Source organism: Ruegeria sp. O11 (assembly GCF_056535285.1).
Window position 1 is genome coordinate 122,464 of the sequence record NZ_JBQERS010000012.1, and the last position, 8,811, is coordinate 131,274.

Consider the following 8,811-nt stretch of genomic DNA (forward strand, 5'->3'; position numbering starts at 1 on the left):
GGGCCCGGCGCCGCGCCATGCGCGGCCCCGGGCCCAACCAGAGGAGACGTCTTGTCAGAGACGTTGACGACGAGCGGGAGCCTTCTGATTTAGCTCAGTCACCCAGTTTTGCGTGAATCTCGTCCAAATCGATTTCACCGATTGGCATCTTGTTCGCGGGATTCTCGAAATCGTATTTGAACAGCTCGAAATCCTGCTTGTAGATTTCATAGACCAAGTGCATGGACAGGTCGTCAAAATAGTCCTCGACCGGATGCGCACGCTTTGGCCCGTGGCCTTCAGATTCATTGAAGCGTGGAATTTCGGACAGAGTCACCCTATGCGCTGTGTCCAGGTGATCCAGAACATCCTGCATTCCATCATTGAACTTCTCGGTCCAGAAAATGCGATCATATCGGCCACCATTAGCGATCAACGTTGAGACATGACCGGACATGGCAGACCAATGAATGTCTGGATCCATCGGGCGTCGCCAGCGGATCGTATCGCGCGCAAACAGTAGAAACCTGCGGAAACTGGCGATTTGGTCAAACTCACCTTTGCCATCTTCACCGCCAACCTTAATCCCGTAGTTGTAAATCAACGTCGGCACCAGATTTCCGCGATAGCGTTTACCGTTCCGCTGTATACCGCAGATCTTGTCGAAGAACGAACTTAGGATGCGCGTATATGGATTGCGCACACAGGTAAAAGTGTATGACCCATGCGACTGAACATTCCGCGCAATTGGGTCCTGACTGGCATTAAAAGCCCACTTATGCATCCCATCATTGGCGTCGTGAATATCGCCATCAAAAAACCGGCCATGATCCGAGAAATACATGATCTGCCCAATGGTCGAGCAAGCACATTTTGGCACGACACGATAGACCATGCTCTGACTTTCGGTCATCCATGTACCGGGAAAACCCATCTGCTGTGCCTCCTTAGCCAGTTATCGTATTGATACTCCGGCATATTGGCTCAAAGAACCAAAAATATTCTGTTTATTCAATCGCTCATCCTCAGTATCACGGTTGCAAACGGCAGAAACGGGGAAATACGAACATAGAATGGCAAAGATTGCCTTTATCTTGCTGTGTCACAAAGATCCGGACGCGATCATCGCGCAGGCCGGTCAGCTGACGGCTGCCGGTGATTGCATGGCGATCCATTTTGATGCCCGTGCCAGCGACACAGATTATGCGCGAATCCGCGAGGCCCTAAGCGACAACCCTAATGTCACCTTTTCGAAGAAGCGCATTAAATGCGGATGGGGTGAATGGTCCCTGGTACAGGCTACGCTGCATGCGCTTCAGTCGGCTGTAGAGCAGTTCCCCAGGGCCACCCATTTCTACATGCTGTCTGGCGATTGCATGGCCATCAAGACCGCTGAATATGTGCACGGTTTCCTTGATGATCGCGATGTGGATTTCATCGAGAGCCACGATTTTTTCGCAAGCAACTGGATCAAGACCGGGATGAAAGAAGACCGGCTGATCTATCGCCATTACTTTAACGAACGTAATCAACCGCGCCTATTCTACACCGCTTACGAGATGCAAAAACGGTTTGGCCTCACTCGCGACATACCGTCAGACCTTCAGATCATGATTGGCAGCCAATGGTGGTGTCTTCGCCGTCGTACTGTCGAGATGATTCTCGAATTCCTGCAACAACGCCCGGACGTGCTTCGGTTCTTCAAGACAACGTGGATTCCGGATGAGACGTTCTTTCAAACTCTCGTTCGCCATCTGATACCAAAGCACGAGATCGAGAACCGAACGCTGACATTTCTGATGTTCTCCGATTACGGCATGCCCGTTAGTTTCTACAACGATCACTATGACATGCTGCTGGGTCAGGATTACCTCTTCGCACGCAAGATCAGCCCCGAAGCCCATGAGCTCAAGGAACGGTTGGGGCAGTTATATGCCAGCGAAGGGGTCGCGTTTGGTATTTCTGGGGAAGGGCGCAAACTGTATCATTTCTTGACCAGCCGTGGACGCGTCGGACGACGGTACACACAACGGTTCTGGGAGGCGGGAAACACCCTGGGACCCGATCGCGAAATATACTTGATTGTCTGCAAAAAGTGGCACGTTGCCAAACGATTGGTTGACCAGATTGCCTCGGAAACCAGCATTCCCTGTATTGAATACATATACGATGAGCAAGACACTCCGCTTCCCGATCTAGGTGGCATCGAGACGACATTGACCAAACGCTCCCGACATCGTCGCGCAGTCGCGAAATTGCTATTCGAACATTTCGACAGCGAAAAACTGATCTTATGCGTTGATCCTGCGAACTTAGACGTCATTCAGGACTTTGGCGGGGATCAAGCCCAGACGCGTGTTCTGGAAATCGAATGCGATTATTCCGACGAATACCTTGCTGGTCACGCCTTGCGTGTCGGGTTGACTGGTCAGAACAGCTCGGCCGAGTCAATGGCGCGATTGCTTCCGACTTTGCGGAATGCACTTGCCTATGAATCTGAGCAGATCCGCTACTCCAAAAACGATGGTTTATTTCATTTGCGCGAAACTGCTGATCGCTTGGTCAACGAAGAGGCAATAGCCGAGTTTCTGAACCTAACGGAGGCCCAGGCCAAATCGATTATGCATTTGGATTACCTTTTCGCGGATTGATATCCGGCGGCGTACATAAACTCCGCCGGATATGCTAATGATCGGGACCCGCCAGTCAGATGTCGAATTTGACACCCTGCGCCAACGGCAACTCGGCTGAGTAGTTCACCGTGTTGGTCTGACGGCGCATATAGGCTTTCCAGGCGTCCGAACCACTTTCGCGCCCACCACCAGTTTCCTTTTCACCGCCAAACGCGCCTCCGATCTCGGCACCAGACGGGCCGATATTAACGTTTGCAATGCCACAATCCGAGCCAGCTGCTGTCAGGAACTGTTCCGCCTCACGCATGTTCAACGTGAAAACACAGGATGACAGGCCTTGGGGCACATCGTTTTGGATCTCGATCGCCTCGGCGAAATCATCATAACCGATGACATACAGGATCGGAGCGAAGGTTTCTGTCTTCACAGTTGCTGTCTGGCTGGGCATTTCAACAATGGCGGGTTCCATGTAGACGCCACCAGGCATTCCCTCGGTTACTCGTTTGCCACCAAAGACCGTTCCACCCTCGGCTTCCGCCCTCCTAAGCGCTCCGGTCATTGCGTCGCCGGAGGCTTCATCGACAAGCGGACCTATCAATGTCCCTTCCGCCAGCGGGTCGCCAATTGGAAGGCCCGAGTAAGCTTTCTTGAGGCGCGCAACAAGCTCTTCACGGATCGAGTTGTGCACGATCAGACGGCGCAGCGTGGTGCAGCGTTGACCCGCCGTCCCGACGGCTGAAAACACGATCGCCCGGACCGCCATTTCCAGATCGGCCGAGGGACCGACGATCATCGCATTGTTGCCGCCGAGCTCCAGAATGCATTTACCAAAGCGCTGCGCCACGATCGGAGCAACCGCACGGCCCATCCGGGTGGAGCCGGTGGCCGAGATTACCGGCACATCCTCGCTCGCGACCAGAGCTTCACCCAGCGCGGCACCTCCGATCAGGGTTTGCAGCAGGCCGTCAGGCGCATCCCCGAAGCGGGCCAATGCGCGCTCGAAGATTTTCTGACAGGCCATCGCGGTCAGAGGTGTTTTCTCCGAAGGCTTCCAGATCACGGGATCGCCACACACCAACGCCAACGCCGCATTCCATGACCAGACCGCAACCGGGAAGTTGAAGGCCGAGATCACACCCACTGGTCCTGCAGGATGCCAAGTTTCCATCATCCGATGGCCGGGTCGTTCCGATGCAATAGTCAGACCATATAGTTGACGTGACAGGCCCACGGCAAAGTCGCAGATATCGATCATCTCCTGCACTTCGCCCAGCCCTTCCGAGGTGATCTTGCCAGCTTCCCAACTGACCAGCGCGCCCAGATCATCTTTGGCCGCACGCAACTCTTCGCCCAGAAGGCGGATCAGTTCTCCGCGGCGCGGGGCAGGCACAACCCGCCATGCTTTGAACGCTTCCTTCGAGCGCGCAAATATGCAGTTCATCTCGGACAGAGGCGTTTCGTGCACTTCAGCCAGCACACTTCCATCAATTGGAGAAGTCACGCGCAGCGATCCACCAGTCAGCTCTGCCGTCGTCAGGTCCAGTTTCGCAAGAGTAGCTTCAGCAGTCATTACAACATCTTTCATATCTCAGGCCGCCTTGTTCTGTTCGGTGACATCGCCGGCGCGGTAGAGCCGACCAAATTCTGTGTTCAGGAAATCGGCAAGCTTTACCTGCTCCTGCCGGACAAATCCCTTGGACGGCAAAGCACCCGTCCGCATCAGATCGACGACACCCAGCACACCTGCTGCGGTGGTGATCTGAATCGCACTCCAGATTTGCCCATCAATGGTGCGGGCAAAGGATTTGTTGATCAGGGACTTCTCGCGCAGGGAACCATCAATCATTCCCTTGGCAGTGCAATAGACCAGCACTACATCCTGATCGGTGCGCGGCAGAGCGGTTTCAAAGATCTCTTTCAACAGATCGCGCCGACGCTCTAGTCCCAAATCACTTAGCAACAATCGAAGAATATCCCGATGTCCCGGATATCGGATCGACCGATAGGACACAGCCCGCGCTTTACCTTCAAGCGTTTCGGGTAGCGTGCCCAGCCCACCGGACGTGTTGAAGCATTCATACTCCACACCATCATGGCCTATCAGTTCATAATCTTCGAGTGGCGCTGTCTTAACCCGCTCGCCGTTCACAATGGCATCGCAAGGGTTACAATACTCATTTATCAATCCGTCAGTGGACCACGTCAGGTTATATTTCAATGCATTGGTCGGAAACAGCGGCAGTGCCCCAACCCGCATATGTAAGCTTTCCAACTCATCGAATTCCGAAGCCAGCGCGGCGCCAGCGATACCGACAAATCCGGGTGCCAATCCGCATTGCGGCATGAATGCTGTGTCACTGTTCTGCGAAAGTTGGCGTACCGCATTGGTCGCTTCAACATCTTCTGTCAGATCAAAGTAATGGGCTCCGACTGCTTTTGCTGCACCGGCAATTGCTGGCGTCAGGAAAAATGGAGCTGCCGAAATAACAGCATCAAACCCCCTGAGCCCCCGTTCGAGGCTTGCACTGTCACGGGCATCGATCTGCCGCGTTGAAATCCCGCGCTTGTTGAACACAGACAATGCCGAGAGATCATGATCGGCAACAGTTACCGAGTAATGCGCCGAGGATTTCAACAAGGTCGCGATCATCTGACCGATCTTCCCCGCCCCGACTACGCAAATATTCCAGCTCAAAACGCGCCTCCATACTGTATTTCTTTCGATTATGAGGGGCGAATTGTTCGGAATGCAGATCATGTCTTGACGAAATGATGCAGATATCCGTCATATCGTCATATTTTATGTCAATTTGCTGGACTACATCTTCAAACTCGCACTCAAATATTGTCGAATTCACAATCGTTTCAGCGATCCTTTGAAGTGAGAGTGCTATCAGGTATGAGAGGACCATTGTCGGCTACACAACGCAGACAAACGCGGTTCGCCCAAGCATATAGGTGCCCTTCAATGAGATCTCTCCGTGTCCTGCTTACCTGTTTCGCATGCCTGCTCTCATGCGGAGCTCTGGCGCAATCCGCTGAGGCACCTGCCGCTGAGATTTCTCTGGAGCTCAATGCCTTGGGAGACGTCGGTGGTGCCTGTAGATTAACTTTCCTGGTGACCAACCAATCCGGAACCAGCATCGATGAGGCAATATTCGAGACGGTGATATTCGACAATGAAGGGAGTGTTGTAACCCTTTCACTTTTTGATTTTCGAGACTTACCCTTGGATCGCCCGCGTGTCCGTCAGTTTGACCTGCCAGGGATGTCTTGCACGTCTGTTGGGCGAGCATTGATCAATGGCGCGAGTTCATGCGTGATAAACGGATCTCAGAGCGACGTCTGTCAATCGACCCTAACGCTCAGCAGCCGAGTTGAAGTGGAGTTACTTGGATGAATATTCTCTCTTCTCTTCGGGAAATCCTAGCCCTTGGCGGGCCCGTAGTGGCTATCCTTATTGTCATGTCGGTCCTGACCGTCGCGGTCAGTATATACAAGCTGTGGCAGTTTGCAGCCTGTGGCGTGGGACGGCACAAGGTGCTGTCCCAAGCACTACAAGCCTGGGATGCTGGGGATCGGGCCACTGCGCGCGCACGCCTCGCACAGAGCAGCAGCTATCTTGCACCGCTTGTCGAAGCCGCAATGGACGCGCCGGACACTCCTGATCTGGACGCACGGCTGGATGCCGAAGCCGGGTTGGCACTTGCCGGGCTTGAGCGGGGTTTTCGACTTTTAGACACGGTTGCCCAGCTTGCCCCGCTGCTTGGGTTGTTCGGGACAGTTTTGGGAATGATCAATGCGTTCCAAAGCCTTCAATCTGCCGGGTCTTCTGTCGACCCCTCATTGCTGGCGGGCGGCATCTGGGTTGCCCTGGTAACCACAGCGGTTGGTCTTGCGGTGGCGATGCCAACCTCGATGGTCTTGTCCTGGTTTGAAAGCCGAACTGCCCGGGAACGGGTGTTTGCGGACAAAGCACTGCGCACGGTTCTGATCCCAAACCATTCGAACCGGCCCGCCACTAGGGCGACCGAGATTCTGAACGCTGAACATGCGTAACACCGCACCCTTTGTCAGACGACCGATGTCGATGACGCCCCTCATCGATGTCATCTTCTTGCTGTTGCTGTTCTTCATGTTGTCTTCAACTTTCTCAAAGTTCGCGGAAATCGAAATCAGCAGCGCAACCTCAGGAGCATCAGCCTCGGCTGAGCCAGTAGAGAGAATTTTCATCCAGATCGGTGCAGAGCGCGTGACTTTGAACGGCGAAACGCTGACGCTGGATGACCTGTCTGCAAGGATCGGGACAGGTCAGGCTCTAGTAAGCCTTGATGCCGATACGTCCGCGCAACGACTTGTGGATTTGCTGGTTATTTTGCGTGGCCGCGATGGCTTGACCGTCACGGTGTTGGAGTAGACCGATGAACCGAATTGGTCGCCCAAGCCGCAAACGAGACTCGACCATCCCTCTGATCAACGTCGTCTTTCTGATGCTGATCTTCTTTCTGATTGCGGGCACCCTGGCACCACCGCTTGATCCAGAGCTTCAGCTTGTCGACACATCGGAACTCGAAGGCCGCGACCCTCCCGATGCGCTTGTCTTAAACGCTGATGGCATCCTCAGCTTTCGCGGAGTGCAAACCGACCCTGAGGCTTTCATGGCCAGCCATGATGACGGACCGGTCAGGATTGTCCCCGACCGCAATGTTTCAGGCCAACGGTTGATGGAGTTAACCGGTGCCCTTCGACGGTATGGCGCGCCGTCTGTGTTCCTCGTGACCCAGCAGGCGTTAAAATGATCCGGAAGTCAGCAGCCGTCGCTGCGTTGGCGGGTGCGCTTTCGCTTGTCCTGCACATCCTCGGGATCAGTTTCTACGGACCCAGTCTGCCAGAACTGCGGGCCAATGAGGAATCGGTCAGTTTGATCGAGCTTGGCAACACATTCGAAGAATTCACCGAAGACACGACGGACCCGGTGCAACCGGAATCTGCTGAAGCACCCGAGCCTCCGGTTGAAGACACTATTAGGCCCGATACTGCCGACATCCCGATCAGCGAAACACTCGTCGCCTCCCCCGATCCTCAGCAGGTATCTTCACCCGATGTCGGAGCGCCCGTCGCCCCACAATCAGAATTGCAGGAAGGGGTGCCGACCGAACCGGTCGCCCCGTCCAGCGCCGAACCAGCCGCAGACGCAGTGACTACCGCAACACCCCCGGCGCCCGAGCGCTTGGCAGCGCTACCATCCACAGACGCCCCAACTGCTCCGGTCCCTCCACTGGAGAGTGCGGCAGTCGAACCGGAAATCCCAAGTTCCGTCGATGAGCCAACAACAGAGCTGCCGGAAGAACAAACCGGGGCTTCCGATCAGGCTGTATCTGTCTCCAAGCGTCCCCGCCTTCCGGACAGAAGGCCCGCAACGGATACGCCAAAATCGCTCGATGGGTTCAGTAACTTCGACAATTTGCGCAACCCTTCGCGGACAGTAGAATCGCCCTTAAGCCTGTATCAAAAGGAAGGGGCTGACCCGTTCCGAACCAGCAATGGCAGAAATCAATCCTCAGGCCGCGGCGCAGGAAACTCCGACACTACGAACTATGCCGGACAGGTTCTGGTCCATCTAAATCAGACACCCGTCGTCTATGTCCCGGTCCGAGGATTTGCGCAGGTATTCTTCGAAATTAATCCTGATGGATCACTGGCTTGGGTCGACATCGTCGACAGCTCAGGCTCACCCGAGATCGAACGCGCCGCCAGAGATCAAGTCATCCGCGCCGCCCCATTTCCTCGCCCACCAAGCGGATCAAGCCGCAGGCTGTCGTTTTATTACCAGAATAGTTGAGGTCAGAGACAGCGGCTCAGTTGCATAGCTATTCGTTAACTCCAAGAGACTTTTAGCTTGGAGTGCTTTAAACTATTGAACCGTGTGATGAAAAATAGTCTGAACGGGTTGTTTGGAATTTGGTTTCGGGCGTAGGATTTGAACCTCTGACCTTCAGGTTATGAGCCTGACGAGGTGAAGACGTTAAGCAATTGATCCAGTGGATCAATTGTAGTCTGAACGGGCTGTACTGAGATTTTCTGACGCTGGTTGCGGGAGCAGGATTTGAACCTGCGACCTTCAGGTTATGAGCCTGACGAGCTACCGGGCTGCTCCATCCCGCGACACTTAGCGTTGGTCTACCGCCTATTCGGCTAC

General features: G+C 54.4%; 8 protein-coding genes and 1 tRNA gene. 5 read left to right on the forward strand and 4 right to left on the reverse strand.

Translation table 11 applies throughout. From position 1 onward, the window contains the following. Positions 1-94: 94 nt before the first annotated feature. Complete coding sequence (locus tag ACRZ91_RS18010) at positions 95-913, reverse strand: sulfotransferase family protein (RefSeq protein WP_480907509.1); 819 nt, start codon at positions 911-913, stop codon at positions 95-97. Between the two features lie 139 nt (positions 914-1,052). Here ACRZ91_RS18010 and ACRZ91_RS18015 point away from each other — a divergent pair, with 139 nt between their 5' ends. Then, positions 1,053-2,630 carry a DUF5928 domain-containing protein gene (locus tag ACRZ91_RS18015; RefSeq protein ID WP_480907511.1) on the forward strand — a complete coding sequence of 526 codons (1,578 nt, stop codon included), beginning with the start codon at positions 1,053-1,055 and terminating at the stop codon, positions 2,628-2,630. Between the two features lie 55 nt (positions 2,631-2,685). Here the strand turns inward: ACRZ91_RS18015 and amaB are convergent, their stop codons facing one another. Together amaB and ACRZ91_RS18025 are read right to left on the reverse strand one after the other, a co-directional pair. Beyond that, positions 2,686-4,182: an L-piperidine-6-carboxylate dehydrogenase gene (gene amaB / locus ACRZ91_RS18020; protein WP_480907527.1), complete on the reverse strand. Its 1,497-nt coding sequence runs from the start codon at positions 4,180-4,182 to the stop codon at positions 2,686-2,688. 18 nt (positions 4,183-4,200) lie between these two features. After that, a complete protein-coding gene (locus ACRZ91_RS18025; protein WP_480715867.1) occupies positions 4,201-5,307 on the reverse strand; it encodes a saccharopine dehydrogenase family protein in 1,107 nt (368 codons plus the stop codon). A 701-nt stretch (positions 5,308-6,008) separates the two neighbouring features. Between ACRZ91_RS18025 and ACRZ91_RS18030 the strand changes: the two genes are divergently transcribed. From ACRZ91_RS18030 to ACRZ91_RS18045, 4 genes are read left to right on the forward strand one after another with little or no spacing between them, the layout of a single operon-like run. Continuing rightward, positions 6,009-6,671, forward strand: coding sequence for a MotA/TolQ/ExbB proton channel family protein (locus tag ACRZ91_RS18030; RefSeq protein ID WP_480907513.1), 663 nt, complete (start codon positions 6,009-6,011; stop codon positions 6,669-6,671). A gap of 31 nt (positions 6,672-6,702) precedes the next feature. Further along, complete coding sequence (locus tag ACRZ91_RS18035; RefSeq protein WP_029621714.1) at positions 6,703-7,029, forward strand: biopolymer transporter ExbD; 327 nt, start codon at positions 6,703-6,705, stop codon at positions 7,027-7,029. 4 nt (positions 7,030-7,033) lie between these two features. Beyond that, the gene (locus ACRZ91_RS18040) at positions 7,034-7,411 is read left to right on the forward strand and encodes an ExbD/TolR family protein (RefSeq protein ID WP_480907515.1); all 378 of its coding nucleotides are present in this window, start codon (positions 7,034-7,036) and stop codon (positions 7,409-7,411) included. Beyond that, positions 7,408-8,454, forward strand: a complete 1,047-nt coding sequence (locus tag ACRZ91_RS18045) for an energy transducer TonB family protein (RefSeq protein WP_480907517.1) — start codon at positions 7,408-7,410, stop codon at positions 8,452-8,454. The genes ACRZ91_RS18040 and ACRZ91_RS18045 overlap by 4 nt, the downstream gene beginning before the upstream one ends. A 246-nt stretch (positions 8,455-8,700) precedes the next feature. Here ACRZ91_RS18045 and ACRZ91_RS18050 read toward each other — a convergent pair. Beyond that, positions 8,701-8,777: transfer RNA gene (locus ACRZ91_RS18050), tRNA-Met, on the reverse strand. Between the last annotated feature and the right edge of the window lie 34 nt (positions 8,778-8,811).